The organism is Aeromicrobium sp. Root344 (assembly GCF_001425755.1).
Classification (GTDB): Bacteria; Actinomycetota; Actinomycetes; order Propionibacteriales; family Nocardioidaceae; genus Aeromicrobium.
The window spans coordinates 3340139-3365262 of sequence record NZ_LMDH01000001.1; the positions used below are offsets into that span (position 1 = coordinate 3340139).

At 68.3% G+C, this 25124-nt stretch carries 25 protein-coding genes and 1 tRNA gene; 16 read left to right on the forward strand and 10 right to left on the reverse strand.

Features of this window, described 5'->3' with window-relative positions:
- The first annotated feature begins 13 nt into the window (after window positions 1-13).
- Window positions 14-1000 (forward strand): GTP 3',8-cyclase MoaA, encoded by a 987-nt coding sequence (moaA, locus tag ASC61_RS16415; protein WP_056213673.1) that lies wholly within the window; start codon window positions 14-16, stop codon window positions 998-1000.
- Here moaA and ASC61_RS16420 read toward each other — a convergent pair.
- Together ASC61_RS16420 and ASC61_RS16425 are read right to left on the reverse strand one after the other, a co-directional pair.
- On the reverse strand, window positions 997-1185 hold the full coding sequence (locus ASC61_RS16420; protein ID WP_235503576.1) for an acetone carboxylase: 189 nt from the start codon (window positions 1183-1185) through the stop codon (window positions 997-999). The genes moaA and ASC61_RS16420 overlap by 4 nt on opposite strands.
- Window positions 1178-1513 carry a DUF3099 domain-containing protein gene (locus ASC61_RS16425; protein ID WP_056213677.1) on the reverse strand — a complete coding sequence of 112 codons (336 nt, stop codon included), beginning with the start codon at window positions 1511-1513 and terminating at the stop codon, window positions 1178-1180. The genes ASC61_RS16420 and ASC61_RS16425 overlap by 8 nt, the downstream gene beginning before the upstream one ends.
- A 63-nt stretch (window positions 1514-1576) precedes the next feature.
- Between ASC61_RS16425 and ASC61_RS16430 the strand changes: the two genes are divergently transcribed.
- Entirely contained in the window at window positions 1577-1792 is a 216-nt protein-coding gene (locus tag ASC61_RS16430) for a dodecin (RefSeq protein WP_056213679.1), read from the forward strand.
- Here the strand turns inward: ASC61_RS16430 and ASC61_RS16435 are convergent, their stop codons facing one another.
- Window positions 1793-2995, reverse strand: a complete 1203-nt coding sequence (locus ASC61_RS16435; protein WP_056213681.1) for an MFS transporter — start codon at window positions 2993-2995, stop codon at window positions 1793-1795.
- Window positions 2996-3081: 86 nt separating this feature from the next.
- Here ASC61_RS16435 and ASC61_RS16440 point away from each other — a divergent pair, with 86 nt between their 5' ends.
- Window positions 3082-3390, forward strand: a complete 309-nt coding sequence (locus tag ASC61_RS16440; protein WP_056213682.1) for an ArsR/SmtB family transcription factor — start codon at window positions 3082-3084, stop codon at window positions 3388-3390.
- Here ASC61_RS16440 and serB read toward each other — a convergent pair.
- The gene (gene serB / locus ASC61_RS16445) at window positions 3387-4592 is read right to left on the reverse strand and encodes a phosphoserine phosphatase SerB (protein WP_056213684.1); all 1206 of its coding nucleotides are present in this window, start codon (window positions 4590-4592) and stop codon (window positions 3387-3389) included. The two genes, ASC61_RS16440 and serB, sit on opposite strands and share 4 nt — an antisense overlap.
- An 80-nt stretch (window positions 4593-4672) precedes the next feature.
- On the opposite strand from serB, the gene ASC61_RS16450 reads away from it, so the two are divergent.
- The 3 genes from ASC61_RS16450 to ASC61_RS16460 are packed head-to-tail and all read left to right on the forward strand — an operon-like array spanning window position 4673 to window position 7068.
- Window positions 4673-5503 carry an ABC transporter ATP-binding protein gene (locus ASC61_RS16450; RefSeq protein ID WP_056213685.1) on the forward strand — a complete coding sequence of 277 codons (831 nt, stop codon included), beginning with the start codon at window positions 4673-4675 and terminating at the stop codon, window positions 5501-5503.
- A complete protein-coding gene (locus tag ASC61_RS16455; protein WP_056213687.1) occupies window positions 5500-5952 on the forward strand; it encodes an NfeD family protein in 453 nt (150 codons plus the stop codon). Before ASC61_RS16450 ends, ASC61_RS16455 begins: the two co-directional genes overlap by 4 nt.
- Window positions 5953-7068 (forward strand): SPFH domain-containing protein, encoded by a 1116-nt coding sequence (locus tag ASC61_RS16460; RefSeq protein ID WP_056213689.1) that lies wholly within the window; start codon window positions 5953-5955, stop codon window positions 7066-7068.
- A gap of 57 nt (window positions 7069-7125) precedes the next feature.
- On the opposite strand, the gene ASC61_RS16465 is transcribed toward ASC61_RS16460, so the two are convergent.
- The gene (locus tag ASC61_RS16465) at window positions 7126-7653 is read right to left on the reverse strand and encodes a YbhB/YbcL family Raf kinase inhibitor-like protein (protein ID WP_056213692.1); all 528 of its coding nucleotides are present in this window, start codon (window positions 7651-7653) and stop codon (window positions 7126-7128) included.
- 18 nt (window positions 7654-7671) lie between these two features.
- On the opposite strand from ASC61_RS16465, the gene ASC61_RS16470 reads away from it, so the two are divergent.
- Entirely contained in the window at window positions 7672-8475 is an 804-nt protein-coding gene (locus ASC61_RS16470; RefSeq protein WP_056213694.1) for a TrmH family RNA methyltransferase, read from the forward strand.
- Window positions 8476-8576: 101 nt separating this feature from the next.
- Here the strand turns inward: ASC61_RS16470 and def are convergent, their stop codons facing one another.
- The gene (def, locus tag ASC61_RS16475; RefSeq protein WP_056213695.1) at window positions 8577-9182 is read right to left on the reverse strand and encodes a peptide deformylase; all 606 of its coding nucleotides are present in this window, start codon (window positions 9180-9182) and stop codon (window positions 8577-8579) included.
- Window positions 9183-9370: 188 nt separating this feature from the next.
- On the opposite strand from def, the gene ASC61_RS16480 reads away from it, so the two are divergent.
- From ASC61_RS16480 to ASC61_RS16495, 4 genes are read left to right on the forward strand one after another with little or no spacing between them, the layout of a single operon-like run.
- Window positions 9371-10687, forward strand: a complete 1317-nt coding sequence (locus ASC61_RS16480; RefSeq protein WP_235503577.1) for an acyl-CoA dehydrogenase family protein — start codon at window positions 9371-9373, stop codon at window positions 10685-10687.
- 14 nt (window positions 10688-10701) lie between these two features.
- Window positions 10702-11922 carry an acyl-CoA dehydrogenase family protein gene (locus ASC61_RS16485; protein ID WP_056213698.1) on the forward strand — a complete coding sequence of 407 codons (1221 nt, stop codon included), beginning with the start codon at window positions 10702-10704 and terminating at the stop codon, window positions 11920-11922.
- Between the two features lie 30 nt (window positions 11923-11952).
- On the forward strand, window positions 11953-12402 hold the full coding sequence (locus tag ASC61_RS16490; protein WP_056213700.1) for a MarR family winged helix-turn-helix transcriptional regulator: 450 nt from the start codon (window positions 11953-11955) through the stop codon (window positions 12400-12402).
- Window positions 12399-12728, forward strand: coding sequence for a DUF952 domain-containing protein (locus tag ASC61_RS16495; protein WP_056213702.1), 330 nt, complete (start codon window positions 12399-12401; stop codon window positions 12726-12728). The genes ASC61_RS16490 and ASC61_RS16495 overlap by 4 nt, the downstream gene beginning before the upstream one ends.
- On the opposite strand, the gene ASC61_RS16500 is transcribed toward ASC61_RS16495, so the two are convergent.
- The gene (locus tag ASC61_RS16500) at window positions 12706-13749 is read right to left on the reverse strand and encodes a zinc-dependent alcohol dehydrogenase family protein (RefSeq protein WP_056213703.1); all 1044 of its coding nucleotides are present in this window, start codon (window positions 13747-13749) and stop codon (window positions 12706-12708) included. The two genes, ASC61_RS16495 and ASC61_RS16500, sit on opposite strands and share 23 nt — an antisense overlap.
- A gap of 42 nt (window positions 13750-13791) precedes the next feature.
- Between ASC61_RS16500 and ASC61_RS16505 the strand changes: the two genes are divergently transcribed.
- Complete coding sequence (locus ASC61_RS16505) at window positions 13792-14151, forward strand: FKBP-type peptidyl-prolyl cis-trans isomerase (protein WP_056213705.1); 360 nt, start codon at window positions 13792-13794, stop codon at window positions 14149-14151.
- A gap of 144 nt (window positions 14152-14295) precedes the next feature.
- Here the strand turns inward: ASC61_RS16505 and hrpA are convergent, their stop codons facing one another.
- The 3 genes from hrpA to ypfJ are packed head-to-tail and all read right to left on the reverse strand — an operon-like array spanning window position 14296 to window position 19563.
- Window positions 14296-17895, reverse strand: coding sequence for an ATP-dependent RNA helicase HrpA (gene hrpA, locus ASC61_RS16510; protein ID WP_056213707.1), 3600 nt, complete (start codon window positions 17893-17895; stop codon window positions 14296-14298).
- A 4-nt stretch (window positions 17896-17899) separates the two neighbouring features.
- Entirely contained in the window at window positions 17900-18661 is a 762-nt protein-coding gene (locus ASC61_RS16515; RefSeq protein WP_235503578.1) for a CPBP family intramembrane glutamic endopeptidase, read from the reverse strand.
- Window positions 18662-18663: 2 nt separating this feature from the next.
- On the reverse strand, window positions 18664-19563 hold the full coding sequence (gene ypfJ, locus ASC61_RS16520; protein ID WP_056213709.1) for a KPN_02809 family neutral zinc metallopeptidase: 900 nt from the start codon (window positions 19561-19563) through the stop codon (window positions 18664-18666).
- 135 nt (window positions 19564-19698) lie between these two features.
- Here ypfJ and ASC61_RS16525 point away from each other — a divergent pair, with 135 nt between their 5' ends.
- From ASC61_RS16525 to ASC61_RS16540, 4 genes are all read left to right on the forward strand, one after another.
- On the forward strand, window positions 19699-20976 hold the full coding sequence (locus ASC61_RS16525; protein ID WP_235503579.1) for a DUF445 domain-containing protein: 1278 nt from the start codon (window positions 19699-19701) through the stop codon (window positions 20974-20976).
- 483 nt (window positions 20977-21459) lie between these two features.
- A tRNA-Leu gene (locus ASC61_RS16530) sits at window positions 21460-21544 on the forward strand.
- Window positions 21545-21633: 89 nt separating this feature from the next.
- Entirely contained in the window at window positions 21634-23019 is a 1386-nt protein-coding gene (locus tag ASC61_RS16535; RefSeq protein ID WP_056215840.1) for a hypothetical protein, read from the forward strand.
- On the forward strand, window positions 23012-25096 hold the full coding sequence (locus ASC61_RS16540) for a vWA domain-containing protein (protein ID WP_056213713.1): 2085 nt from the start codon (window positions 23012-23014) through the stop codon (window positions 25094-25096). Before ASC61_RS16535 ends, ASC61_RS16540 begins: the two co-directional genes overlap by 8 nt.
- The last annotated feature ends 28 nt before the right edge of the window (window positions 25097-25124 follow it).

Below are 25124 nucleotides of genomic sequence, written 5' to 3' on the forward strand. Positions count from 1 at the left end.
CTAGACTGGGTTCATGCAGCTCATCGACACACATGGCCGGGTCGCCACCGACCTCCGCGTGTCACTGACCGATCGCTGCAACCTCAGGTGCCAGTACTGCATGCCGGCCGAAGGCCTCGACTGGATGCCGAACGAGGACACGCTGACCGACGCCGAGCTGATGCGCCTGATCGGCATCGGTGTCGAGATCCTCGGCGTCCGCGACGTTCGTTTCACCGGGGGAGAGCCGCTCCTGCGCCGCACCCTGCCCGAGCTCGTCGCGGCGACCAAGGCGCTCCCGTCCAGGCCGCGCACCGCGATGACGTCGAACGGCCTCGGCCTCAAGCACACCGCCAAGGCACTCGCCGCCGCAGGCCTCGACCGGGTCAACATCAGCCTCGACACGACCGATCCGGCGACGTTCGAGCAGATCACCCGCCGCAACCGCCTCCACGACGTCATCGACGGTCTTGCTGCGGCGAGCGATGCCGGACTCGCTCCGGTCAAGGTCAACGCCGTGCTGCTTCGCGGGATCAACGATGCCGAGGCGCCGGACCTGCTGCGCTGGTGCATGAAGCACGACTACGAGCTGCGCTTCATCGAGCAGATGCCGCTCGACGCCCAGCACGGCTGGAACCGCGAGGCCATGGTCACGGCCGACGAGACGCTCACGCTGCTCGGCGAGCACTTCCGCCTGACCGGTCTCGACGGTCGCGGGTCGGCGCCCGCGGAGAAGTTCCTCGTCGACGACGGGCCGCACACCGTGGGCATCATCGGATCGGTGACCCGGCCGTTCTGCGGCGACTGCAACCGCGTACGCCTGACCGCCGACGGCCAGATCCTCAACTGCCTGTTTGCGCGCGAGGAGTCCGATCTGCGATCCGCGCTGCGCGCCGGCGCCTCCGACGAGGAGATCGCACGCCGTTGGGCCTCCGCGATGATGACCAAGCTGCCGGGACACGGCATCGACGACCCGAGCTTCCTGCAGTCGGCGCGCCCGATGTCATCGATCGGCGGCTAGACGGGCTGCGTCTCCTTCCAGAAGCCACGGGCGGACAGGAACGACCGCAGCGACTCCTCGTGCTCGTCACAGGCGAGCCAGATCTTGCGCCGCTCGGGGGTGTGGATCTTGGGGTTGTTCCACAACAGCTGGTGGTGTGCCTCGGCGATGCAGCCCTTGGCCGAGCAGGTCAGGACGTCACTCACGGTCGAGCGGGGGAGCAGCCGGCGGTTCGATCTGGCCCTTGGTCTCCGGGCCGAAGGGTGACGGGCCGGAGCCCTTCTTGCGCACGCCGGCGTTGGCCAGGACCACGGAGGTGTAGGGCAGGAACACGGCGCCGACGAACAGGATCCAGCCGAAACGCGACCACGGCGACGGCACGGCGGTCAGCACGATGACGCCGCCGATGAAGCAGAGCGTCCGGATGCCCATCGAGATCGCATAGCGTCGCTCGCGCCGACCGCGGTCCGCGCTCTGGGACTCGGCCGCAGTGGTGATCGAGAAGACCTGCTGCTTCCTCGGTTCTGGGGGCACACCTCCACTCTACGTCGCGCAGGCGCGTCCGCCGGATGGAGTCCGAGGTCGTACGCTCGGGGCATGACTGATCGCACATACCGGGTGACCGAGATCGTCGGCACCTCTCCTGACGGCATCACCGAGGCCGTCGACAACGGCATCAAGCGGGCCGGCAAGACCCTGCGGCACCTCGACTGGTTCGAGGTCACCGACATCCGCGGCCAGGTCACCGACACCGAGGTCTCGCACTACCAGGTGACGATGAAGCTCGGCTTCCGCCTCGAGGACGATGAGTAGCTAGTCCGTCGATCCGAACGTGCGCAGAGCAGCGGCCGTCGCCGACAGGACGACCACGAGGCTGCCGTAGACGTACGTCGTGGTGGCCAGTCCGAGGTGCGGTGCGGCGATGCCCGCAGCGACCGCCGGGATGCCGAACGCCAGGTAGCTCACGACGAACACCGCGGCGAAGAGCTCGCCACGTTCGTGCGGTCCCACCGTCGGGGTGATCGACCGCATGATGCCGAGGAACGCCGTGCCAAAGCCCGCTCCGCCGATGACGGCCGCGGCGAGGAATCCCCAGAGGGATCCCGCGGCGAGGGCGATCAGCGACAGCGCCGTGCCGAGCGCCAGGGCTGTCGTGCCGAAGACCGTGATGCTTCGCGAGGCGGCGCCACGGGCGACGTAGCAGGCGAGCGCACCGACGCCGGTGAGCACTGTGACGACGAGGCCCTGCTCGACGTGGTCGGAGCCGCCCAGCTGCGTGGCCACGATGGGCGCTCCGAGCGAGAGGTAGAGCCCGCCCGTGGCCCAGCCGGCGACCAGGGCGGGAGTGCTGCGGAGGAACGCCGGCCGAGCCGCCATCGGCACGCCGACACGCGGGCGCAGCGAGTGGCGCAGGCCCTCACGCCGTGGCGAGGTCTCCGGCAGCAGCCAGATGACGGCTGCCAGCAGCACGTACACGGCTGTCAGCGTGCCGAACACGGCAACGAGGGGTTGTGATGACTGATCGAGCACGATGCCACCGAACAAGGCGCCGATGGCCAGTCCCGCGAGGGGGCTCACGCTGTTGAACGTCGCCGCTGCACCGGGCCGGTGTTCCGGCTCGAGGTCGACGACGGCCGCGCTCAGCGACGACATCAGCAGCCCGCTGGCTGCGCCCTGAGCCGTACGCGCCAGGAACAGCGCACCGACCGCGTCCGCGTGCCAGAACACGACCATGCTGGCCGCCAGCACCGCGAAACCCACCGAGATCATGGGGCGACGGCCGACGTGGTCCGACAACGAGCCGGTCACGAGCAGCGTCACCAGGAGCGCGATGGCATACACCGCGAAGATGCCGGTCAGGGTGGCTGAGGAGAAGCCGAGCTCCTGCTGGAGGACGGGATAGAACGGCGACGGGGCGCTCGCGCCGATCATCATCGCGACGAAGGCGAACAGGCCCAGGGTGAATGCACTGGTGGTGCGTCGTACGAGCTGAGGGGCGTCGAGCGTGACGGTCATGAGATCCTCGGGAGGCAGCGTGGTTCGAAAAGATTGGAACCATCACGCTACGCCGATTGTTTCGACTGTTCAAGTATTATCGAACCATGGCGACGTATGAGCTGGAACACCCGGCGATCGAGGACATCACGCTGACCGACGTGCTGTTCGCACTCAGTGACCCGGCTCGGCTCGAGATCGTGCGCGAGGTCGCTGACGGTCCACTCGACATGGCGGCGTGCGGCGCCACGAACCCCGACCTGCCCAAGTCGACCAAGTCCCACCTCATGAAGGTGCTCCGCGAGGCCGGCATCGTGCGCAACGTGCCCAACGGCCGCGGCCGCCTCGTCAGCCTGCGCAAGGACGAGCTCGACGCCCGGTTCCCCGGCTTGCTCGACTCCGTGCTCGGGGCCTAGTCGGCAGCGTCTGCTGCTTCGACCTCTTCGCGTGTGATGCCGAGGAGGTAGACGATCGCATCGAGGTACGGCACGTTGACGGAAGTCCGCGCCTGGTCGCGTACGACGGGCTTGGCGTTGAACGCGATGCCGAGGCCGGCCGCCGCGAGCATGTCGAGGTCGTTGGCGCCGTCACCGATGGCCACGGTGTTCTTGACCGAGATGCGCGCCTGCTCGGCGAAGTGCCGCAGCGCCTCGGCCTTGCCCGCACGATCGACGATGTCGCCGACGATCTTGCCGGTGAGGCGGCCATCGACCACCTCGAGCTCGTTGGCGGCGTAGTAGTCGATGTCGAGCTCGGCGGCGATCTTCTCGATGATGCGGGTGAAACCACCGCTGACCAGGGCGAACCGGTAGCCGAGACGCTTGAGCGTACGAATCATGGTGCGAGCGCCGGGAGCGTAGGTCAGGGAGTCGTAGACGTCGTCGAGAACCGACTCGTCGACACCCTCGAGCAGGGCGACCCGCGAGACGAGCGACTCCGAGAAGTCCAGGTCCCCGCGCATCGCCGACTCCGTCACGGCCGCGACCTCGGCCTCGAAGCCGGCGTGGGCGGCGATCATCTCGATGACCTCGCCCTGGATCAGCGTCGAGTCGACATCCATCACGACGAGGCGCTGGGCATGCCGCAGGATGCCGTTCTCCTGCACCGCGACGTCGACGCCCTGCTCGTACGCGACTGCCGCGAGGTCGGCCTGCAGCTGGTCGGGATCCGCTCCCGAGACCTCCATGCGGATCGCCGTCACCGGATAGCGGGCCATGCGCACGATGCGGTCGATGTTTCCGCCGTCGTCCTTGATCCGCTGGGCCAGAGCCGCCATCGCGGCGGGACGCAGGGGTGAGCCGAGGATCACGACCTGCGCACGGCCGACCCTGCGGGCCCGGTTGTCGCCGGTGCCGTACTCGACGGTGACCTCGAGCCCGAACGCTGCACCGACCTCGCGCACCGTGCTTTCGAGGCGCGCGGTGTCGTCGGGCACGGTCAGCAGCGCGCTGAGGATCAGGCGGCCACGCACGACGAGCTGCTCGACGTCGATGACCTCGATGCCGAACGGTTCCAGCTCGGCGAACAGGCGCGTCGTCACACCGCTCTGGTCGGGGCCCGTGAGGGTGACCAGGACGGTCGGATCGTTGAAGTGCAGAGTGGGCACGGGATCAGTCATCGCACCCGAGGCTATCGCTGACGTCGAGCGTGCCCGCGATAGGTTGACTCCACCGCCACCAACTACGACCAGGAGTGTGTATGCCTGCGGCTTTCGAGCTCTCGAAGGTGAGTGTCGTACGGCCCGGCAAGGTCCTGCTGGAAGACGTCACCTGGACGGTCGAGGAGGGCGAACGGTGGGTCGTCCTCGGGCCCAATGGGGCCGGCAAGACGACGCTGCTCCAGATCATCAGTGCGGCGATGCACCCGTCCAAGGGCAAGGTCCGCATCCTCGGCAGCAAGCTCGGCAAGGTCGACATCTTCGAGCTGCGCACCCGCATCGGTCACACCAGCACGGCGGTCGCCGATCTCATCCCGCCCACGGAGTCCGTCGGCAACACGATCGTGTCTGCCGCCCACGCCGTGCTCGGCCGCTGGCAGGAGCGGTACGACGAGGAGGACTACCGGCGCGCCACCCAGATGATGGGCGAGATGGGCATCACGGGGCTGGCCAACCGTACGTTCGGCACGCTCTCCGAGGGCGAGCGCAAGAGGGTCCTGATCGCCCGAGCGCTGATGACCGACCCCGAGCTCCTGCTGCTCGACGAGCCCGCGGCCGGACTCGACCTCGGTGCCCGCGAGGACCTCATGGCGAGCCTCGAGGTGCTGTCGCACGCCAAGGACGCGCCGGTGCTCGTGATGGTGTCGCACCACGTCGAGGAGATTCCGGTCGGATTCACCCACGTACTCATGCTTCGAGATGGCAGGGTGGTGGCGCAGGGGCCGATCGAGTCGACGCTCACGGGCGAGACGCTCAGCACGACCTTCGGGTCGCGCATTCAGCTCCAGCACGAAGGCGGTCGCTACAACGCCCGCCGGGCAGCATACGGACATCGCGCCGATCGCGGCGATGGCACAGGGGAGGCCCCATGAACGACTGGTTGATCGACAACGGCTGGGCCGTATGGCTCGCCATCGCGCTGTTGCTGGTCATCGTCGAGCTGCTCAGCCTCGACCTCGTGCTCCTGATGTTCGGCGTCGGCGCGTTGGTGGCGGCACTCGCCACCGCCCTCGGGGTCAACGTCTACCTCGCCATCGTGGTCTTCGCGCTGGTGGCGGTCGCGATGCTGTTCCTCGTACGCCCTCCGCTCGTCGAACGGCTGCACGCCGGTCCGACGCTCACGACGGGGCATGACGCGCTCGTCGGCCGCTCGGCGGTCGTCCTTGAGCCCGTCGGCGGCACGCACGGCCGCATCCAGCTTGCCGGTGAGGTCTGGTCCGCCCGCGCGGCCGAAGACCGCCAGACGTACGAGACCGGCACCGAAGTCCTCGTCACCCGGATTGACGGCGCCACTGCCGTCGTCACCATCAAGGAGTCCTGAATGACAGCACTGATCGTGCTCATCCTCATCGCCGTCCTGGCGATCGTCTTCGTCTCGATGACGGTCAAGATCGTGCCGCAGGCGCGCGCCGGGATCGTCGAGCGGTTCGGCAAGTACCGCACGACCCTGTCGGCCGGCCTCAACATCGTCGTGCCGTTCATCGACAAGGTCCGCTACGTCATCGACCTGCGTGAGCAGGTCGTCTCGTTCCCGCCGCAGCCGGTCATCACCGAGGACAACCTCGTGGTGTCGATCGACACCGTGATCTACTTCCAGGTCACCGACCCGATCGCCGCGACCTACGAGATCGCCAACTACATCCAGGCGATCGAGCAGCTCACGATGACGACGCTGCGCAACATCACGGGTGGCATGAGCCTGGAGCACGCGTTGACCAGCCGTGACCAGATCAACTCCGGCCTGCGCGGCGAGCTCGACAGCGCGACCGGCAAGTGGGGCATCCGCGTCAACCGCGTCGAGCTCAAGGGCATCGACCCGCCGCCGTCGATCATCGACGCGATGGAGCAGCAGATGCGCGCCGAGCGCAACAAGCGCGCCGCGATCCTCACCGCCGAGGGCGAGCGTCAGTCGGCGATCCTCACCGCCGAGGGCCAGAAGCAGTCCGCGATCCTCACCGCCGAGGGCGAACGCCAGGCGCAGATCCTCACGGCCCAGGCCGATCGCCAGGCGCAGATCCTGCGCGCCCAGGGTGAGGCCCAGGCCATCCAGACGGTCTTCCAGGCCATCCACGACGGCAACCCCGACCAGAAGCTGCTGTCCTACCAGTACCTCCAGATGTTGCCGAAGATCGCCGAGGGTGACAACGCCACGACGTGGATCATCCCGGCCGAGCTGACCAAGGCGCTGGGCACGTTGGGCGGCACGCTCGGCAAGATCCCGGTCGACGGTGGCGGCAGCAAGACGCGCGTCGACTTCGACGCGCCGATCGTCGACGACGCTCCCGACGAGCAGGCCACGGCTGACGCCGTGCAGGAGGCGCTTGACGCCGCCAAGGCTGCGGAGAGCCCCGTGGGCCCCAGCGCCGGCGCGCCGCCGGCTCAGCCCGAATCCGGCACTCCTGAGCCGCCTGCGGCTCCCGAGCCGCCCCAGGCCTGACCTCGTCCCTTGAGCTTGTCGAAAGGACCTTTCGACAAGCTCAAGGAACGGTTTGGCTCAGTGCTGGTAGGTGCCGTGGATGATCGCGCGGCCCAGCGTCTTGAACGCGAGGTTGAAGCCGACGACCGCGGGCGACACCGAGGAGTCGACGCCGAGGCTGTCCTCGCCGACGGCGTGCACGACGTAGAAGTAGCGGTGCACCTGGTCGCCGGCCGGGGGAGCGGCACCCATGTAGCCGAAGCCGCCGCCGTCGTTGCGTACGTGGAACGCGCTGCCGGGCAGCGAGTCGTCAGACCCTCCGGCGCCGGCGGCCAGCTCGGTGACGTCGGCGGGGATGTCGACGGCGACCCAGTGCCAGAAGCCGGACACGATCGGGGCGTCGGGGTCGAAGCACGTGACGACGTACGACTTGGTGCCCTCGGGCGCACCGGACCAGGACAGCTGCGGCGAGGTGTCGCCGAACTCGTTGACCTGGTCGTCCTTGAGGGGCTGGCCGTCGGTGACGTCAGAGCTCGTCACCGAGAACGACGCCGCGGAGGGCAGGAGCGGATAGGGGTCGGGTGTCACGGGACGGTCAAGGCTCATGCTCGTTAGGCTAGCCCGGTGGCCGAGATCGTACGACTGGACGACCTCGAGGATCCCCGACTCCGCGACTACGTCGACCTGCGCGACGTCCAGCTGAGGCTACGGCTCGAGGCCGACCGCGGATTGTTCCTCGCCGAGGGTGAGAAGGTCGTCCGCCGGGCCGTCGAGTCCGGACACCAGCCGCGCTCGTTCCTCATGTCACCGCGGTGGCTCGACGGCCTCGCCGACCTGCTCGACGCGAGCGACGTGCCCTGCTTCGTGCTCGACGACGCATCGATCGAGAAGCTCACCGGGTTCCACGTGCACCGCGGTGCGCTCGCGGCGTTGGAACGCCCGGAGCTGGCGTCGCCCCAGGAGGTGCTGGCCGGCGCGCGCCGCGTCATCGTCATGGAGGATCTCGCCGACCACACCAACGTCGGCGGCGCGTTCCGTGCCGCCGCGGCGCTGGGCTTCGACGCCGTGCTCCTGTCGCCGCGCTGCGCCGATCCGCTCTACCGCCGCGCGATCAAGGTGTCGATGGGCTCGGTGTTCTGGCTGCCGTACGCGCGGGTCGAGGACTGGTACACCGCGCCGGACGTGCTGCGCGAGGCCGGCTTCACGACGTACGCGATGACGCTGGCCGCCGACTCGGTGCCGATCGACACCGTTCCCCACGACGTCGAGCGCCTGGCCCTCATCGTCGGCTCCGAAGGGCACGGGCTCAGCCCGCACTGGGAGAAGTCAGCCGATCACCGGGTGACGATTCCCATGGCGGCGGGCATCGACTCCCTCAACGTCGCCTCGTCCGTGGCCGTGGCGTGCTGGGAGCTGCGCTCGCGCTGACCCCTCGGCGGTGGATTCTCCACCGAATGAGCGCGCATACGGTGGAGAATCCACCGCCGGACGGCATACGGTGGAGAATCCACCGCCGGTGCCTCGGGGGACTAGCGCTCGATGACCGGGTCGTCGACGAGCACGGTGATGGGCCAGTCCTCGGGATAGTTGTCCGCGAGCTCCTGGTGCTGCTTGTAGAGCTTCTTGCGGGAGCGCTCGGGCAGCCGGTCGCCGAACACCGTGCCGAACAAGTGGTCGGTCTCGTGCTGCAGGCAGCGCGCCAGCAGTCCGTCGCCGACGAACTCGACGGGTGCACCGGTGTGATCGACGCCCGTGACGTGTGCGCGGTCGGGCCGGGCGCATGACGTGAAAGCGCCGGGCAGAGACAGGCAGCCCTCGTCCTCGTCCTCCAGGTTGCGGTCCTTGCCCTCGGGCAGGTGCAGCACGGGGTTGCACACGACGCCGGTGATCTGGTTGTTGTCGTCGTCGGGGCAGTCGAAGACGAACACCTTGAGGTCGACGCCCACCTGGTTGGCCGCAAGGCCCACGCCCTTGGCCGCGTACATCGTGGCGACCATGTCCTTGACGAGTGTCTCGAGCTCGTCGTCGAACACCGTGACGTCCTCGAGCTCTCGGTGCATGACGGGTGTGCCCCAGCGGGTGATGGGGCGTACGGAACCGCCTCCGGGCAGCGGTCGGGACTGTGAAGCAGGCACGGGCTCTGGGCTCCTTCGCTCAGGACTGGACAAGGCTACCCAGCCACCGAGTCGCGGCAACTGCTGGTCCTGCGATGTGAGTTCGGATACCATGGGTATGTCAAACTGCAACTCGCAGTTACAGTTGGCGGAGCGGGTGGGCAACTCAGTCCAACCTCGCCCTTCATCATCCAGTCCGAGGAGTTCCTGTGGCCAGTCGCCGAGATCCCATGGGCATCGGTCTGGCGGTGCTCAACCGCATCGCCAGCTCGCCGACCATCGACAAGCTCAAGCTGCGCAAGACGACCGAGAAGGCCGTCTACCAGGGTGCCAAGAGCGGCTTCCGCGTCGCCGGTGCCACGACGCGTACGTTCAAGCGGGTCAAGAGCTCGGGCAAGCCCAAGCGCCTGGCGCGTACGTCCGACAGCGGCGTGTTCGACCTGGAGCCGACCGAGGACCAGCAGATGATCGTCGGCGTCATCAAGGAGTTCGCCGCCGAGGTGCTCCGTCCCGGCGCCGAGGCAGCCGAGTCCGCCAACGACACGCCCAAGGAAGTCCTCGCGCAGACGAGTGAGTTCGGGCTGACGCTGCTCAACATCCCCGAGAGCCTCGGTGGACTGTCCGAGGACCGCTCCGCCGTCACCGGCGTGCTGGTCGCCGAGGCGCTCGCCGAGGGCGACATGGGGCAGGCCGTCGCATGTCTCGCCCCGGCCGCTGTGGCGACTGCCATCTCGCTGTGGGGCTCCGACGCGCAGCAGCAGACCTATCTCCCCGCCTTCGCGGGCGACGACATCCCGACCGCCGCGCTCGCAGTCGCTGAGCCCCGTCCCCTCTTCGACCCGTTCGAGCTGCAGACCACGGGCGTCACGACCGACAGCGGCTTCCGGCTCAACGGCGTGAAGTCCGCCGTCGTACGCGGCGCCGAGGCCGAGCTGTTCGTCGTGGCGGTCGACATCGAGGGGCGCGGCCCGACGCTGGTGCTGCTCGAGTCGAGCACCGACGGTGTGACGATCGAGGCGGACCCCGGCATGGGTCTGCGTGCAGCCGGCCTGAGCCGGCTCGTCCTGACCGACGTCGACATCCCCGCGGACGCGATCCTCGGCGACGGCTCGACTGACGACTACCGCGAGTGCGTACGCCTCTCGCGCCTCGCCTGGGCCGGTCTGGCACTCGGCGCGGCCCGAGCCGTCCTCGACTACGTCTCGGACTACGTCAAGACCCGCACAGCCTTCGGTGAGCCCATCGCCCACCGCCAGGCCGTGGCGTTCATGGTCGCCGACATCGCGATCGAGCTCGAAGGCATGCGCCTCACGACGCTGCGAGCCGCTTCGCGGGCCGAGCAGGGCGCCGACTACGCCCGTGAGGTCGCGCTCGCACGACGGCTGACCGCCGAGTACGGCATGAAGATCGGCACCGACGGCGTTCAGCTGCTCGGTGGCCACGGCTTCGTCAAGGAGCACCCGGTCGAACGGTGGTACCGCGACCTGCGAGCCATCGGCCTGATGGAAGGAGCAGTCCTCGTCTGAGGACGGAATCACTCATGATCAATCTCGAGACTCCCCGCAAGTTCCGCCCGTTCATCAAGCAGGCCCATCAGGTCGCCGAGGAGTTCCTGCGCGCCAACTCGCGCAAGTACGACCTCGCCGAGCACGCCTACCCCAAGGAGCTGGATCTCCTCGCCTCGCTGGTCGACGGCATGGGCGACTCCGGCCAGGGCCAGGGAGCCGGCGCGGCCGGCGTGCGTCGTGACGAGACGGACGAGGACGACAAGGGCAGCAAGGTCAAGAACGGCACCAACATGTCGTCCGTGCTCTCGATCATCGAGATGTGCTGGGCAGACGTCGGACTCCTGCTCTCGATGCCCCGCCAGGGCCTCGGCAACTCCGCGATCGCCTCGGTGGCCAACGAGGAGCAGCTCGAGCGTTTCAAGGGCACCTGGGCAGCGATGGCGATCACCGAGCCGAGCTTCGGCTCCGACTCCGCCGCGATCACCACGACCGCGGTCAAGGACGGCGACGCCTACATCCTCAACGGCGAGAAGATCTTCGTGACGGCCGGCGACCGGGCCGACTCGGTCGTGGTCTGGGCAACGCTCGACAAGAGCCTCGGCCGCGCGGCGATCAAGTCGTTCCTCGTGCCCAAGAGCCTGCCCGGCATCAGGGTCGAGCGCCTCGAGCACAAGCTCGGCATCCGCTCGTCCGACACCGCAGTCATCGTGCTCGACAACTGCCGCGTGCCCGCCGAGAACCTCCTCGGCAACCCGGAGATCGACACGAAGCAGGGCTTCGCGGGCGCGATGGCGACGTTCGACAACACGCGCCCGCTCGTCGCCGGCATGGCTGTCGGCTGCGCTCGCGCTGCGCTGGAGGACGTACGCCGCCTGCTGGAGGACGCCGGCGTCGTCATCGACTACGACCGTCCCGTGCAGTCGCAGTCGTACGCTGCGGCGACGTTCATCGCGATGGAGGCTGATTGGGAGGCCGCCTTGCTGCTGACCCTCGAGGCTGCGTGGCTGGCGGACAACCGCAAGCCCAACTCCATGGAGGCTTCGATGGCCAAGGCCAAGGCCGGCCGGGTCGGCAACCAGATCACGCTGCGCTGCGTCGAGCTCGCCGGGACCCTCGGCTACAGCGAGACCGAGCTGGTCGAGAAGTGGGCGAGGGACTCCAAGATCCTCGACATCTTCGAGGGCACCCAGCAGATCCAGCAGCTCATCGTGGCTCGTCGCCTGCTCAACCTCACCTCGTCGGAGCTTCGCTGACGGACCCGGGTTGTTCTATAGGCTGGCGGGATGAGCAACGATCTGCCCAACGACCTGGACGTCGAGTACGAGCTGACCAGGTTCGTGCGGCGAGTCCGTGCGCGCTCGCTCCGCCAGATCCCGGAGATCCACCCGTCGCTGGACTACGGCCAGTTCCTGTTCCTCATCGCGATCTGCGACGCACCCGAGGGCATCCGGGGCTCGGAGCTGGCCGAAGGCCTGGGCGTGCACAAGTCGACCGCGAGCCGCGCGATCGCCGCGTTGGAAAAGCTCGGCCTGGTCGCACGCGTGCCTGACCCCGACGACGGTCGAGCACAGCTGCTCGTCGCCGAACCGGAGGCGCGGGCCAAGCTCGAGGCCTACCGCAAGCGCAGTCACCAGCGGTTCTCCGCGATCATCTCGGGCTGGACCGACGAGGACATCACCACCTTCGCCCGCAGCCTTGCGCGCCTCAACGACGCCGCAGAACAGATCCCGTGAGGATTTTCCACCTCGCAACCGAGGACGCCTGGACCTCAGCCGTCGCCGCCGGCACCTACACCGTGTCGACCTTGGGACTGCAGCTGTCCGAGGTGGGCTTCATCCACTGCTCGCAGGCCCCGCAGGTCGCCGGAGTGCACGAGCGGTTCTATTGCGACGTGGCCGAACCTCTACGCCTGCTGACGATCGACACCGACCTGCTGACCTCGCCCTGGCAGCTCGACCCGGTCGAGGGAGAGTCGCTGCCCTTCCCGCACATCTACGGACCGCTCAACGTCGATGCCGTGGTGTCGGCGGAGCCGTTCAGAGCGTCAGCAGCGACTTGATGGCCGTACGCTCGTCCATCGCGCGATAACCGTCGGCGACCTGGTCGAGCGGCAGCGTCTGGTCGAACACGCGGCCGGGGGACACCGCGCCTGACAGGACATCGGGCAGCAGCTCCTCGATGTAGGCGCGAGCGGGCGCGACGCCGCCGGCGATGCCGAGGTTGCGGTAGAACATGCCGCGCACGTCCACCTCGACGCCGTGCGGGACGCCGACGAACCCGATCCGCCCGCCGGGCCTGGCGCACTGCATGGCCTGCGCCATGCTCTGCTCGGTGCCGACGCACTCGAGCACGTGGTCCGCGCCGATGCCGTCGAGCATCTCCCGGACCTCGGCGGCACCTTCCTTGCCGCGAGTCGCGACGATCTCGTCGGCCCCGAACTCGCGCGCCAGCTGCTGGCGATCCTCGTGACGGGACATCGCGACGATGCGGCCGGCGCCGAGGCGCTTGGCTGCGAGCACGGCGGAGAGACCGACAGCGCCGTCGCCGACGACTGCGACCGTGCTGCCCGCCTTGACGCCGGCGAGCATCGCTGCGTGGTGCCCGGTCGGGAAGACGTCGGACAGCGTCAGGAGGTGAGGCACGAGCGCCTCGTCCGGCTGCGCGGTCGCCACCAAGGTGCCGTCGGCCAGCGGAACGCGTACGAGCTCACCCTGCCCGCCGTCGACCGGACGACCTTGGCGGTCGTCGACGCCCCAGAAGCCGCCGCTGACGCACGACGTGTGGATGCCGCGTTCGCAGAGCTTGCACGTGTTGTCGGAGTACATGAACGGCGCGATGACGAAGTCGCCCTCGTTCAGCGCCGAGACGCCCGCGCCGACCTGCTCGACGATGCCCACGAACTCGTGTCCGATGCGCATGGGCTCGCTGACCTCGTTGATCCCGCGGTACGGCCACAGGTCGGACCCGCAGACACACGCGGCCACGACGCGCACGATGGCGTCGCCGTCGTCGTGGAGCTGCGGGGCGGGTACGTCGTCGAGGCGAATGTCATGAGGGGCGTGGAGGACGGTGGCGCGCATCTGGCCATTGTTGCAGCGAGCACGTGTGAAAGGATCGCGAGCATGACTGACAAGCCTGAAGTTGACTTCATCGAGGGCCCTCCGCCCACCGAGCTCCAGATCAAGGACCTCATCGTCGGCGACGGACCCGAGGCGGTGCCCGGCGGGCTCGTCGACGTGCACTACGTCGGCGTCGAGTTCGAGACCGGCGAGCAGTTCGACTCGTCGTGGGACCGCGGCCAGTCCGCGAAGTTCCCGCTCCCGCAGCTCATCGGCGCGTGGCAGCAGGGCATCCCCGGCATGAAGGTCGGGGGCCGGCGTCAGCTGGTCTGCCCGCCTGAGCTGGCCTACGGCCCCGCCGGTGGTGGCCACCGGCTCTCCGGCAAGACCCTCGTCTTCGTGATCGACCTGCTGGGCGTCTGACCCCTGGTCGGCGGTTTACCAAGAGGCCACGGCAAACAGTCACTCCTCAGGGCGCACGCGCCTTGCGGGGTGGCTGTTTGCCCTGTGGCGTCGATCGGCGGGGCGAAGTTTGCCCTGACCTCTTGGTAAACCGCAGCCAACCGTTCAGAGCTCGTCGACGAGCGCGGTGACACGCTTGACGGACACCGGGAACGCCGTCCTGAGGTTCTGGGCCAACAGGCTCAGCCGGAGCTCCTCCAACGCCCAGCGCACGTGCTGGACGTCGGGGGACAGCCGCGCCCAGATCGACATCCCGGCCGTACGCTCGTGGAACCGTGCCTCGAGCTCCTGAGCAGCCAGCAGGTCATCCGTCAGGGGCGCAGACAGCCGGCGACGCGCCGCCTCGAGGTAGAGCGGCAGGCGGCGCAGCTGCGCGACTCCGGCGTCGCGGATGAACCCGGCATAGACGAGCCAGGACAGCTGCACGCGAACATCCTCGCCGGCCTCGGTCGCGGGCGTCGGGACGACCTCGCCGAGCGCCCTCAGCACGTCGAGCACGGTACGGACGGCGCGCTCGGTCTCCTCGTACGCCTCAGCGCGGACCTTCTCGCGGAGCGCGTCGAACGCCTCCTCGGTCCAGGCCGGACCGCCATGACGTACGAGCAGCTCCTCCAGGGCGGCGAGCCAGCACTCCTCGCTGACGGCCGCGGCGTCCTTGTGGGGACCGGTCGACAGCAGCAGCTTGGCCCGCAGGTCGAGGGATCGCCCAAGCTGCGGCACCGGTGTCGCCAGCGAGAACGACAACAGCCGGGCCTGCCCGCGACGCATCGCCGCGGCCTGCTCGGCCGTGGAGTCGAGCACTCGCAGCGCTACTGACGAACCCTCGTCGACCAATGCGGGGTAGCCAGTGACCTGACCGGCCTCGATCGTCCGGTCGATGTCGCCGACCGTCCAGGCGAGCAGGCCGGATCGTTCCTCCTGGCGGGCCACTGCTGTCAGGTCGGCCCTGACGTGGGACGCCAGCTCGGTGCGGAGGGCGCCGAGGTCCTTGCCGCGCGACAGCTCGACGCCGTTCTCCACGACGCGGAACGTCACCCGCAGGTGCCCGGGGAGGGAGCTGAAGTCGAAGTCCTCCGGGCGTACGACCGTGCCGTTGAGGAGGCGCATCTGCCTGGCCAGCTCCTCGCTGAGGTCTGGCGCGTCGGCGTCCATCGCCTCCACGAGCCGTGGAGCGAACTGGCCGGCCGGGACGAACTCACGGCGCAGCGCCTTGGGCAGCGATCGGATGAGCTCGGTGACGAGCTCGACCCGGTGACCCGGCACGTGCCAGTCGAACGCCCGGTCGTCGACGGTCAGCAGCCGGTCGATCGGCAGGTCCACCGTGACGCCGTCGTCCTCCATGCCGGGCTCGAAGGCGTACGTCAGCGGGTACGCCTCGCCGTCGGAGTGCCACTCGCGCGGGAACTCCTCCTCGGCACTGTCTGCGTCACGGCCGAGCATCGCGGGGTCGAACGTCAGGAGGTCGGGCTGGTCGATCCGTGTCTTCTTCCACCAGGAGTCGAAGTGCCGCGTCGACACGACGTGCGCAGGCACCCGCTCGTCGTAGAACGCATAGAGCGTCTCGTCGTCGACCCGCAGGTCGCGGCGGCGCAAGCGCTCCTCGAGCTCTTCGACGTCCTGGATCATGGCCTGGTTCTTGGCCCAGAACCTGTGATGCGTACGCCACTCGCCCTGCACGAGCGCGTGCCGGATGAACAGCTCCCGAGAGACGACCGGATCGACCCGGCCGTACTGCACGAGCCGGTCGACGACGATCGGGATGCCGTAGAGCAGCACCCGCTCGCGCGCCATCACCGCGCCGCGCTTCCGCGACCAGTGCGGCTCGCTGTAGGACCGGTTGACGAGGTGCTCTCCGGCCTCCTCGACCCATTCCGGGTGGATCTTGGCGGCGGTACGCCCCCACAGCCGGCTGGTCTCGACGAGCTCGCCCACCATGACCATGCGCGGCGGCTTCTTGGCCAGCCCGGATCCCGGGAAGATCATGAACTTCGCCTGCCGAGCGCCGAGGAACTCCCGACCGTCCACGTCTCGCAGGCCGACGTGCGACAGCAGGCCGGTGAGCAGCGCTTGATGGACGAGGTCCGGGTCGGCACCGGGATTGCCGGGCCTGAGCTTGAGGTCCTTGGCGGTGCGGCGCAGCTGGGAGTGGACGTCGTGCCACTCGCGGATGCGCAGGTAGTGCAGGTACTCGTCACGGCACATCCGGCGGAACGCCGAGCTTGAGAGGTTGTCGCGCTGCTCGCGGATGTACTTCCAGAGCGTGAGCCACGAGAGGAAGTCAGAGTCCGGCTCCACGAAGCGCTTGTGCTTCTCGTCAGCCGCCTGCTGGTGGTCCAGCGGGCGCTCACGCGGGTCCTGGATCGACATCGCCGAGACGATCACCAGCACGTCAGCGAGGCAGCCGAGGCGGTCGGCCGCCAACAGCATCCGACCGAGCCGGGGATCGGTCGGGAGCGTCGCCATCGAGCGGCCGATGGTGGTCAGCCGGTGGCCGCCGGACGGCTGCGTGCCTAGGGCGCCGAGCTCGTACAGCAGGTTGAGACCGTCGGTGACCGCGCGGGAGTCGGGTGGGTCGAGGAACGGGAAGTCCTTGATCGCCCCGAGGTCGAGCGATGCCATCTGCAGCAGCACGGACGCCAGGTTGGTCCGCTGGATCTCGGGGTCCGTGAACTCAGGGCGCCCGTCGAAGTCCTCCTCGGAATAGAGACGGATGCAGATGCCGTCGGCGACGCGGCCGCACCGACCGGCGCGCTGGGCGGCGCTGGCCTGCGAGATCGGCTCGATCGGCAGGCGCTGCACCTTGAGTCGCTGGCTGAAGCGCGAGATGCGCGCGAGCCCGGGATCGATGACGAAGCGGATGCCGGGCACGGTGAGCGATGTCTCGGCGACGTTGGTGGCCAGCACGATGCGCCGGCCCGGATGGTCGCTGAAGATCTTCTGCTGGTCGGCGGCGGCGAGTCGCCCGTAAAGCGGCAGGATCTCCGTGCGGGGGTACTTCTTGGCGGCGAGGAACTCCGCCGCGTCCCGGATCTCGCGCTCGCCTGACAGGAAGACGAGGATGTCGCCGTCACGCGGCAGCTCCGAGACCGCCTCGGCGATGCCGTCGAGCATGTCGGCCGCATCGGACTCGGCCAACGGGCGGTAGCGGATCTCCACGGGGTAGGTCCGCCCGCTGACCTCGATGACGGGCGCGTCGAACATCTCCGCGAAGCGCTCGACGTCGATCGTCGCGGACGTGATCACGACCTTGAGGTCAGGGCGGCGGGGGAGCAGCTGCTTGAGGTAGCCGAGCAGGAAGTCGATCGACAGCGACCGCTCGTGCGCTTCGTCGATGATGATCGTGTCGTAGCGCTCGAGCCGCCGGTCGCCGTGAACCTCGGCGAGGAGCAAGCCGTCAGTGACGAGCCGGATCGCCGTGTCGGCGCTCGTACGATCGTCGAACCGCACGGCATAGCCGACCTCGGCGCCGAGCTCGACGTCGCACTCGTCGGCGATGCGCTTGGCGACGGAGCGAGCGGCGATGCGGCGTGGTTGGGTGTGCGCGATGGTCCGGCGGCCCAGCTCGTACGCGATCTTGGGCAGCTGCGTCGTCTTGCCCGAGCCGGTCTCGCCGGCCACGACCACGACCTGGTGGTCGCGGATCGCGGCCGCGATGTCGTCATGGCGGGCCGTGATCGGCAGCGCCTCGTCGTACGCGATCTTCATGCCGTCACAGCCAGCTCACGTGGTCGCGGAGGAACCCGTAGCCGACGAAGGAGATCACGTCGAGGATCGTGTGCGCGATGACCAGCGGCATGACGCGCTTGGTCCGGGTGAACCAGTAGCCGAACACCAGGCCCATCACGAAGTTGCCGAACGCCTGGCCGAACCCCTGATAGAGGTGATAGCTGCCGCGGAGCACAGCACTGACCACGATCGTCCGCGGCGCGTTCCAGCCCAGCTGCCGCAACCGCGTCGTCAGGTAGCCCACGACGATGAACTCCTCGATCACGGCGTTCTTGACCGCGGCGAGGATCAGCACCGGCACGGTCCACCAGTACGAGTCGAGCGGGCTCGTGACGATCTCGGCGGTGATTCCCAGGGCTCGGCCAGCGAAGTACACGCCGATACCGGGGATGCCGATGGCGGCCGCCAGGAGGGCGCCCCACAGGACGTTGCCCCACCTGCCACCTTGGTCGAGCCCGAGCCTCTCGCGTACTGGCGGCTGATCCGTGTCGAGCGTCATCAGATAGAGGGCGAGCGCCACGGGGACGATCGCGAACCCGATCCCCAAGAGCTGGTACGTCAGGTCGAGCCACTCGCGGGAGTCCTGGTTGCCGTTGAGAGTTGCGGTTGCGTCCTTCAGAGACCCACGGCTCAACGTTGCCGCCAGATCGACGACGGCGTAGACGGCCGACGCGCCCAGCGACAGCCCGAGGACGATCCAGATCTCGAGCTTCAGCTTGCGGTCGGACACCGAACGATCGGGCACCGTCAGAGGTCGTCGGTGGCGAACGTGTCGCACTGGTTGACGGTGCCGCTGTCATAGCCGGTCATGAACCACTTCTGCCGTGACTCGCTCGAGCCGTGCGTCCACGACTCCTGGTTGACCCGACCGGTCGAGGCTTCCTGGATGTGGTCATCGCCCACGGCGGCAGCGGCCGACAGCGCCGACTTGATGTCGTCGTCGGTGATCGGCTTCAACAGCGCTTCGCCGTCCTCATCCTTGGTGCTCGAGGCGTGCTTGGCCCACACGCCGGCCATGCAGTCGGCCATCAGCTCGATGCGCACGCCACCGCTGAGCGGACCGGTCTTGCCGTCCTGCCCCTTGGCGAGAATGCCGAGCAGGTTCTCGACGTGATGGCCGTACTCGTGCGCCACGACGTACTCCTGCGCCAGCGCGCCTCCGTCGGCTCCGAACCGACTCGTCAGCTCGTCGAAGAAGCTCGCGTCGATGTAGACGCGCTGGTCGGACGGGCAGTAGAACGGTCCTGTCGCGTTGGAGGCGACGCCACACGCCGACTGCGCCGTGCCGGAGTAGATCACGGTCTTGGCGTCCTGGTACTGCCGCTGGACGTCGGCGGGCAGCGCCTCACGCCAGTAGGCCTGGACGCTGTTGACCGTGCCGATGATCCGGCAGGTGTCGTCGCGGTTGGCATCGGCGCCGGTCTTGCACTGTGAGAAGTCCGTCGTCGAGGTGCTGCCGCCGGGCTGGATCTGCGAGGTGTCGAACGGATTGGTGCCGGTGCCGCCTGTCACGTTCTGAAAGATCAGGCCGAGGATCAGCAGAATGATGCCGCCGGCACCACCGCCGATCACTGCGCCGCCGCGAACTCCGCCGCCACCGCCGGTCACCTGGCTCGTGTCCAGATCGGCGCCCTCGTTGAACGTCATGCCGTCACCTCACTGAAAAACCCACGATAGTGAGATGACGGCATGATCCCTGCCTCATGATTCACTCGCTGGCGCTCGCTCATGCCCGGAAGTCTACGCAGAGCGGAGGGGATCGCTCGCGGATAGTGTCGTGGCGTGACCTCGACTGATGCAGGTGCGAGCTTCCAGATGCCAGAGGGCCTGTCGGCAGGCGACACGGTACGTCTGAGCGGCCTGCGGCGCATGCGTGCACTGGCGTTGTCGCTGCTGGTGCTGGCTGCGGTGATCTACGTGCTCACCCGCAACCAGGACGGCTGGCTCGGCTACGTCAACGCGGGCGCTGAGGCGGCCATGGTCGGCGCGATCGCCGACTGGTTCGCCGTCACCGCGCTGTTCCGGCACCCACTCGGTCTGCCGATCCCGCACACCGCGATCATCCCCAACCGCAAGGAGTCGCTCGGCGAGAGCCTCCAGGAGTTCGTCGCGGACAACTTCCTGCGTGAGGACGTCGTCCGCGAACGCATCCAGTCCGCAGGGGTCAGCCGGCGGGTCGGGGAGTGGCTCGTCACCGACGGCCACAGCGAACGGCTCGTCGCCGAGGGCTCGCGCGTGCTCTCGGACGCCCTGCAGCACGTCAAGGAGACCGACGTCGCCGCCGTCATCCAGGAAGCGCTGATCCCGCGTCTCAAGGAGGAGGAGCTCAGCCCGGTCGTCGGCCAGCTGCTCGAGGAGATCCTCCGGGACGACGCGCACCGCGGACTGGTCGACCTCGCCCTCGACGAGCTCGGCCGCTGGCTGGCGATCAACGAGGACGAGGTCGCCGCGCTGATCGAGAACCGCGCACCGTCGTGGACCCCGCAGTGGGTCGACAAGCGGGTCGCCGGCTGGGTCCACGAACAAGTCGTGGAATGGGTCGCCGAGATCGGTCGTACGCCCGACCACAACGCACGGGTCGCACTGAACCGGTGGCTGGCCGATCTCGCGCAAGGCCTCCAGCACGACGCCGAGACACGTACGAGGTTCGAGAACCTCAAGGAGCGGGTGCTGTCGCAACCGAGGGTCGGCGTCACGTCCGTACGTCTGTGGGACGCGCTCCGTCGTGCGTTGATCGGGTCGCTCGCCGACGAGAGCGGGCTGCTGCGTCGCCGCGCGCTCGAGGAGATCGAGGCATTCGGCCAGCGACTGATCGACGACGAAGAGCTGAACCGCCGACTCGACGGCACGATCTCGGACGTCGCAGCGTACGCGGTCAACCACTACGGCAGCGAGGTCGCGACGATCATCTCCGCGACGGTCAACCGCTGGGACGGCAAGGAGACCGCCGACCGCATCGAGCTGCACGTCGGCCGCGATCTGCAGTTCATCCGGATCAACGGAACCGTCGTCGGCGGCCTGGCCGGCGTTGCGATCCACGCCATCTCGTCGTTGCTCTGACGATTTCGGGTGTCGCGCGGGCCGCGAAATGTGGAAAACATGTGCATAACAACGTGTGGCTTGTGGGTGACCTACGTCACTCTGTGGGTAAGTGACACATTCTCCAGAAATACCCCAGAAAGTTCGGAAAATCCCTTGCGCGCCGAGTCGCCCCGGGCATACAAATGACCTACGCAATCCTTCGGGAAAGCGGGAAAGAATCCAGATTCGATCCCATGGCCAGCGACGCAAGTCAATGGCAGCCGGTCAGTGATGTGACAGGCGGGAAAGACGAAAGATTCTGGATGAGAGAGACCATCACGCTCGATCACAATGAGGCCCCGGAAACTCATACTTTCCGGGGCCTCGACTAATTCTGCCAAGTATTTCCGCGTGATGCCAATGCGCGCGTCGAAACGGCAGAGCGCAGGCCGACCCGATTCGGAACGCCGTCGGCTCTTTGCTAGAGTTCAGTGCTGCACCGCGCCGGTCATACAGGCGCTTGTCCGGGTGGCGGAATGGTAGACGCGCTAGCTTGAGGTGCTAGTGCCCTGTAAGGGGCGTGGGGGTTCAAGTCCCCCCTCGGACACGCACGACCCTCACACTCTCGCCGGTGTGGGGGTCTTGTACTTTCCTGGACCGGCCTCCAGCGTTGCGCGTCGCAGTAGCGTTGTGGACGTGACCGCTCCCACCCTGTCAACCGTCGGCGAACTCCGCGCTTCGGGCCACGCGCACAAGACCCTGCGCGCCGAGATCCGCGACAACCTGCTCTCTGCCCTTCGCGACGGCCGCGACCCGTGGCCGGGTCTGCACGGCTTCGAGTCGACGGTGATCCCGCAGCTCGAACGGGCGCTGATCGCCGGGCACGACATCGTGCTGCTCGGTGAACGCGGCCAGGGCAAGACCCGCCTCCTGCGCACCTTGGCCGGGCTGCTCGACGAGTGGTCGCCGGTCATCGAGGGGTCCGAGCTCGGCGAGCACCCGTACGAACCGATCACGACGACGAGCCTGCGTCGGGCGGCCGAGCTGGGTGACGAGCTCCCGATCGGCTGGCGCCATCGCGACGAGCGGTACGCCGAGAAACTCGCCACGCCGGACACCAGCGTCGCCGACCTGATCGGCGACGTCGACCCGATGAAAGTGGCCGAGGGCCGCAGCCTGGGTGACCCGGAGACGATCCACTTCGGCCTCATCCCGCGGAGCCACCGCGGGATCGTGGCGATCAACGAGCTGCCCGACCTCGCCGAGCGCATCCAGGTCGCGATGCTCAACGTCATGGAGGAGCGCGACATCCAGATCCGCGGATATGTGCTGCGGCTGCCGCTCGACGTGCTCGTGGTGGCGAGCGCCAACCCCGAGGACTACACCAACCGCGGTCGCATCATCACGCCGCTGAAGGACCGGTTCGGTGCCGAGATCCGTACGCACTATCCGACCGAGCTCGACGACGAGGTGGCCGTGATCCGCCAGGAGGCCGACCTGGTCGCCGAGGTGCCTGACTACCTCGTCGAGATCCTGGCGCGCTTCACGCGTGCCTTGCGTGAGTCGACGGCGGTCGACCAGCGGAGCGGAGTCAGCGCGCGGTTCGCGATCGCCGGCGCCGAGACCATCGCGGCCGCGGCCATCCACCGCGCCACCCGGCAGGGCGAGGACGAGGCCGTGGCCCGACCCGTTGACCTGGAGACCGCCGTGGACGTGCTGGGCGGCAAGATCGAGTTCGAGTCGGGGGAGGAGGGGCGCGAGGACCAGATCCTCGACCACCTGCTGCGCTCCGCGACCGCCGAGACCGTGCGCGCGCACTTCCGCGGCATCGACTTCACGGTCCTGGTCGACGCGATCGAGAACGGCACGATCGTCACGACCGGCGAGCAGGTGACGGCGCGCGACTTCCTGACGGGCCTCCCGGTCCTCGGTGAGTCCGAGCTGTACGACGACGTGTGCGAGCGCCTCGGAGCCACCAATGACGGTCAGCGCGCCGGCGCGATCGAGCTCGCGCTCGAAGGGCTCTACCTCGCACGCAAGGTCAGCAAGGAGACCGGCGGGGGCGAGACGATATATGGCTAGAGCCAACCGCAGGCTCACCCGCGACGCCCGGTACGGCAAGTACGTCGACGGACCCGACCCGCTGGCGCCGCCCGTCGACCTGGCCGAGGCGTTGGACGCGATCGGCGAGGACGTCATGGCTGGCTACTCGCCGGAGCGGGCGATGCGGGAGTTCCTGCGCCGTGGTGGCAAGGACCAGGCGGGCCTCGACGACATCGCGCGACGGGTCGCCGAGCGTCGACGCGAGCTGACGCAACGGCACAACCTCGACGGCACGCTTCAGGAGGTCAAGGAGCTCCTCGAGCACGCCCTGCTCGAGGAACGCAAGCAGCTGGCCCGTGACGTCGACATGGACGACAGCGAGCGGGCGTTCGCCGAGATGCAGATCGACAACCTGCCGCCCTCGCCGGCTGCGGCCGTCAGCCAGCTGAGCGACTACGACTGGCAGAGCACCGCAGCCCGCGAGGACTACGAGAAGATCAAGGACCTCCTGGGTCGCGAGATGCTCGACCAGCGCTTCGCCGGCATGAAGGACGCTCTCGAGAACGCCACCGACGAGGACCGGGCCGCGATCAACGAGATGCTCGACGACCTCAACCAGCTCCTCGAGGCGCACCAACGTGGCGAGGACAGCCAAGAGCAGTTCGACGAGTTCATGGCGAAGCACGGTGACTTCTTCCCGGAGAACCCGAGCAACGTCGACGAGCTGCTGGACTCGCTGGCGCAGCGCGCAGCCGCGGCCCAACGCATGCGCAACTCGATGACCCAGGAGCAGCGCGACGAGCTCGACGCCCTCGCCCAGCAGGCGTTCGGATCGCCAGACCTGATGTCCTCGCTCGCCCGGCTCGATGGCAACCTGCAGGCGGCACGCCCCGGCGAGAACTGGGGCGGCTCGGAGCAGATGGACGGCGACGAGGGACTCGGTCTCGGCGACGGCACCGGCGTGTTCCAGGACATCGCGGACCTCGACGAGCTGTCGGACCAGCTCTCCCAGTCCTACAACGGTTCGCGCATGGACGACCTCGACCTCGACAAGCTCGCCCGCCAGCTGGGTGACGAGGCCGTCGTCGACGCTCGTACGCTCCAGCAGCTCGAGCAGGCGCTCCGTGACTCCGGCACCATGAAGCGCGGCACCGACGGCCAGCTCAAGCTGACGCCCAAGGCGATGCGGCAGCTCGGCAAGGCGCTCCTGCGCGATGTCGCTCGTACGATGTCGGGCCGTCAGGGCAACCGCGACCTGCGGCAGGCAGGCGCCGCAGGGGAGCGGTCCGGTGCGACGCGGGAGTGGGCCTTCGGCGACACCGAGCCGTGGGACGTCACCCGCACGATCACCAACGCGATCACGCGCCTCGCCGGGGAGGGCGTCCTTTCGACAGGCTCAAGGGACGGAGGCACAGGCTCAAGGAGCGGCCCTGGTGTCCGGATCGAGATCGGCGACGTCGAGGTCCAGGAGACCGAAGCGCGCACCCAGGCGTGCGTGGCCCTGCTCGTCGACACGTCGTTCTCGATGGCCATGGACGGCCGCTGGGTGCCCATGAAGCGCACGGCACTCGCGCTCCACACGCTCATCACGAGCCGGTTCCGCGGCGACGACCTGCAGCTCATCGGATTCGGACGCCACGCCGAGGTCATGGAGATCGAGGAGCTGACGGGCCTCGACGCGATGTACGACAAGGGCACCAACCTGCACCATGCGCTGCTGCTGGCCAACCGGCACTTCCGCAAGCACCCCAACGCACAGCCGGTGCTCCTCATCGTCACCGACGGCGAGCCGACCTCGCACCTGGAGTCCAGCGGTGAGGTGTTCTTCAGCTATCCGCCGCATCCCGTGACGGTGGCCTATGCCGTGCGTGAGCTCGACACGTCGATGCGGCTGGGTGCCCAGACGACGTTCTTCCGACTGGGGGAGGACCCCGGCCTCGCCCGGTTCATCGACTCGATGGCCAAGCGGGCCGGAGGAACCGTGGTGGCGCCTGAGCTCGACGATCTCGGCGCTGCCGTCGTCGGCTCCTACCTCGGTTCGCGCAACCCGCGAGGTGGCTTCGGTGGCGGCTACGGGGACATGTTCGGCGGCGGCCGCGGCTTCTGGGTCGACTGACGGCCGGACCTTTCAGAGTGCGGCATAC

Coding starts and splice junctions, on each gene's coding strand:
- moaA (WP_056213673.1), top strand. CDS start 14: ATGCAGCTCATCGACACACATGGCCGGGTCGCCACCGACCTCCGCGTG.
- ASC61_RS16430 (WP_056213679.1), top strand. CDS start 1,577: ATGACTGATCGCACATACCGGGTGACCGAGATCGTCGGCACCTCTCCT.
- ASC61_RS16435 (WP_056213681.1), bottom strand. CDS start 2,995: ATGACCGTCACGCTCGACGCCCCTCAGCTCGTACGACGCACCACCAGT.
- ASC61_RS16440 (WP_056213682.1), top strand. CDS start 3,082: ATGGCGACGTATGAGCTGGAACACCCGGCGATCGAGGACATCACGCTG.
- serB (WP_056213684.1), bottom strand. CDS start 4,592: ATGACTGATCCCGTGCCCACTCTGCACTTCAACGATCCGACCGTCCTG.
- ASC61_RS16450 (WP_056213685.1), top strand. CDS start 4,673: ATGCCTGCGGCTTTCGAGCTCTCGAAGGTGAGTGTCGTACGGCCCGGC.
- ASC61_RS16455 (WP_056213687.1), top strand. CDS start 5,500: ATGAACGACTGGTTGATCGACAACGGCTGGGCCGTATGGCTCGCCATC.
- ASC61_RS16460 (WP_056213689.1), top strand. CDS start 5,953: ATGACAGCACTGATCGTGCTCATCCTCATCGCCGTCCTGGCGATCGTC.
- ASC61_RS16465 (WP_056213692.1), bottom strand. CDS start 7,653: ATGAGCCTTGACCGTCCCGTGACACCCGACCCCTATCCGCTCCTGCCC.
- ASC61_RS16485 (WP_056213698.1), top strand. CDS start 10,702: ATGATCAATCTCGAGACTCCCCGCAAGTTCCGCCCGTTCATCAAGCAG.
- ASC61_RS16490 (WP_056213700.1), top strand. CDS start 11,953: ATGAGCAACGATCTGCCCAACGACCTGGACGTCGAGTACGAGCTGACC.
- ASC61_RS16500 (WP_056213703.1), bottom strand. CDS start 13,749: ATGCGCGCCACCGTCCTCCACGCCCCTCATGACATTCGCCTCGACGAC.
- ASC61_RS16505 (WP_056213705.1), top strand. CDS start 13,792: ATGACTGACAAGCCTGAAGTTGACTTCATCGAGGGCCCTCCGCCCACC.
- hrpA (WP_056213707.1), bottom strand. CDS start 17,895: ATGAAGATCGCGTACGACGAGGCGCTGCCGATCACGGCCCGCCATGAC.
- ypfJ (WP_056213709.1), bottom strand. CDS start 19,563: ATGACGTTCAACGAGGGCGCCGATCTGGACACGAGCCAGGTGACCGGC.
- ASC61_RS16540 (WP_056213713.1), top strand. CDS start 23,012: ATGGCTAGAGCCAACCGCAGGCTCACCCGCGACGCCCGGTACGGCAAG.